2 protein-coding genes are annotated in these 3043 nt (G+C 74.4%); both read right to left on the bottom strand.

Annotated elements, in window-relative coordinates; genetic code table 11:
- Nucleotides 1-1527 (bottom strand): acetyl-CoA carboxylase biotin carboxylase subunit (locus tag HMPREF3105_RS09230; protein ID WP_070709335.1); only part of this gene is annotated, 1527 nt, incomplete at its 3' end.
- Nucleotides 1528-1534: 7 nt separating this feature from the next.
- A partial coding sequence (locus HMPREF3105_RS09225; RefSeq protein WP_070709333.1) for a carboxyl transferase domain-containing protein occupies nucleotides 1535-3043 on the bottom strand: 1509 nt, incomplete at its 5' end.

Below are 3043 nucleotides of genomic sequence, written 5' to 3'. Positions count from 1 at the left end.
GGCGAGGTCCTCGGGCAGCGCGGGGGCGGTCCACGCCTCGAGGCCGTCGATCAGCTCGGTGGTGAGCCGGCCGGCCCGCACGTCCGCGCGGGCCGCGAGCTCGCGCAGCCAGCCCAGGTTGGAGCGGACGCCGAACAGCACGGTGTCCGCGAGCGCGGCGTCGAGCCGGTCCAGGGCCTCGGCGCGGTCGGCGCCACGGGCGATGAGCTTGGCGATCATCGGGTCGTAGAAGCCGGTGATCTCGGGCTGTGCGCCGTCGACGTCCACGGGGTCCACGGCGCCGGCGGCGGGGCCAGTCTGCGGTCCGGAGCCGAACGCGCGCTCCTCGGCCGGCCGGGAGGGCAGCAGGAGCGTGTCGACGCGGACGCCCTCGCCGGCGGGCTCGCGCCAGCGCAGCACCGGCCCGGTGGAGGGCAGGAAGCCGTTCGCGGGGTCCTCCGCGTAGACGCGGGCCTCGACGGCGGCGCCGTCGAGGGTCACGTCCTCCTGGGCGAAGCCGAGCGGCCCCCCCGCGGCGATGCGCAGCTGCAGCTCCACGAAGTCCAGGCGCTGTCCGCGCACCCGGACGACCTCCTCGGAGACCGGGTGCTCCACCTGCAGGCGGGTGTTCATCTCCATGAAGAAGAACTCGTCCGGGTTCTCGTCCGAGACGAGGAACTCGACGGTGCCGGCACCGCGGTAGCCCACGGACACGGCCGCGTCCACGGCGGCCCGGCCCAGGCGCTCGCGGAGCTCGGCCCCGTGCGCCAGCCCGGTCAGCAGGGGCGCGGGGGCCTCCTCGATCACCTTCTGGTGGCGGCGCTGCAGGGAGCACTCGCGCTCACCCAGGTGCACGGTGGCGCCGTGGGCGTCCGCGAACACCTGCACCTCGACGTGCCGGGGCGCGGTGATGAGCCGCTCGAGCAGCAGCGTGTCGTCGCCGAACGCCGAGCGCGCCGTGCGCCGGGCCGAGGCGAGGGCGCCGGGCAGCTCCTCGGCGGCGCGCACGGCCACCATGCCCTTGCCGCCGCCGCCCGCGGAGGGCTTGATCAGCAGCGGGAAACCGACGCGCTCGGCCTCGGCCGTGATCTGCTCGTCGGTGAGCGTGGGGTCCTGGATGCCGGGGACCACCGGCACGTCGTACGCGGCCACGGTCTCCTTCGCGCGGATCTTGTCCGCCATCGCGTCGAGCGAGGCCACGGGCGGGCCCACGAACACGATGCCGGCCGCCTCCAGCGCGCGGGCGAAGTCGGCGTTCTCGGACAGGAAGCCGTAGCCGGGGTGCACGGCCTGGGCGCCGGTGCGGCGCGCGGCGTCGACGACGGCGTCGATGTCCAGGTACGACTCGCGGGCCGGAGCCGGGCCGAGGCGGACCGCCGTGTCCGCCTCGCGGACGTGCCGCGCGTCGGCGTCGGCGTCGGAGTGCACGGCCACCGAGCGGATGCCGAGGCGGCGCAGGGTGCGGATGACGCGCACGGCGATCTCGCCGCGGTTGGCCACCAGCACGGTGTCGAACAGGGGCGTCCCCTGGGCGTGGTTCTCGGTCACTGGTGGCTCACATGCGGAACAGGCCGAACCGGGAGTCCGGCAGCGGGGAACGGGAGATGACGTCGAGGGCCAGGGAGAGCACCCGGCGGGTCTGGCCGGGGGTGATCACCCCGTCGTCCCAGAGGCGGGCGGTGGAGTACAGGGGGCTGCCCTGGTCCTCGTACTGCCGACGGACCGGCGCCTGGAAGGCCTCGACCTCCTCGGAGGACATCGGCTCCTCCCCCGCGGCGGCCCGCTGGTCCTGCTTGATCTGCGTGAGCACGGAGGAGGCCTGCGGGCCGCCCATCACGGAGATGCGCGCGTTCGGCCACATCCACAGGAAGCGGGGTGAGTAGGCGCGGCCGCACATCGCGTAGTTGCCGGCGCCGAACGAGCCGCCGATCACCACGGTCAGCTTGGGCACGCGGGCGGTCGCGACGGCGGTGACCATCTTGGCGCCGTCGCGCGCGATGCCGCCGGCCTCCGCGTCCCGACCCACCATGAAGCCGGAGATGTTCTGCAGGAACAGCAGCGGGATGCCGCGCTGGTCGCACAGTTCGATGAAGTGCGCGCCCTTGCGGGCGGAGTCTCCGAACAGGATGCCGTTGTTGGCGAGGACGCCCACGGGGTGGCCGTCGATCCGCGCGAACGCGGTGACCAGGGTGGTGCCGTAGAGGGGCTTGAACTCGTGGACGGAGCCGCCGTCCACGAGGCGGTCGATCACCTCGCGCACGTCGTAGGGGGTGTTCACGTCCACGGGCACGACGCTGGTCAGCTCGGCCGGGTCCTTGGCGGGCTCCGCGGCGGGGGCGACCTCCCAGGCCGGCGCCTCGGCCGGGGGCAGGGTGGCCACGATGTCCCGGAGGATCTGCATGGCGTGCAGGTCGTCGTCCGCCAGGTGGTCCGCGACGCCGGAGCGCTCGGCGTGCAGCCGGCCGCCGCCGAGGTCCTCGGGCGAGACGTCCTCCCCGATCGCGGCCTTCACGAGCGGGGGGCCGCCGAGGAAGATGGTGCCCTGCTCGCGCACGATCACGGTCTCGTCCGACATGGCCGGCACGTACGCGCCGCCCGCCGTGGAGGAGCCGCACACCGCGGCCAGCTGCGGGATGCGCTGCGAGGAGAGCAGCGCCTGGTTCCGGAAGATGCGGCCGAAGTGCTCGCGGTCCGGGAAGACCTCGTCCTGGCGGGGCAGGAACGCGCCGCCGGAGTCCACGAGGTAGATGCACGGCAGGCGGTTCTCCAGGGCGATCTCCTGGGCCCGCAGGTGCTTCTTCACCGTCATGGGGTAGTAGGTGCCGCCCTTCACGGTGGCGTCGTTGCCGACCACCATCACGAGGCGGCCGTGGACCAGGCCGATGCCCGCCACGACGCCGGCGGCGGGGCTGTCCCCGTCGTACAGGCCGTGCGCGGCCAGCGCGCCGACCTCGAGGAAGGGCGAGCCCTCGTCGAGCAGCGCGTCGATGCGGTCCCGCACCAGCAGCTTGCCGCGGCCGGTGTGGCGCTCGCGCGAGCGCTCGGGCCCGCCGAGCGACGTGCG

It is taken from the genome of Micrococcus sp. HMSC31B01, assembly GCF_001816085.1.
GTDB lineage: Bacteria > Actinomycetota > Actinomycetes > Actinomycetales > Micrococcaceae > Micrococcus > Micrococcus luteus.
This window is presented reverse-complemented; position numbering and strand designations above follow the sequence as displayed.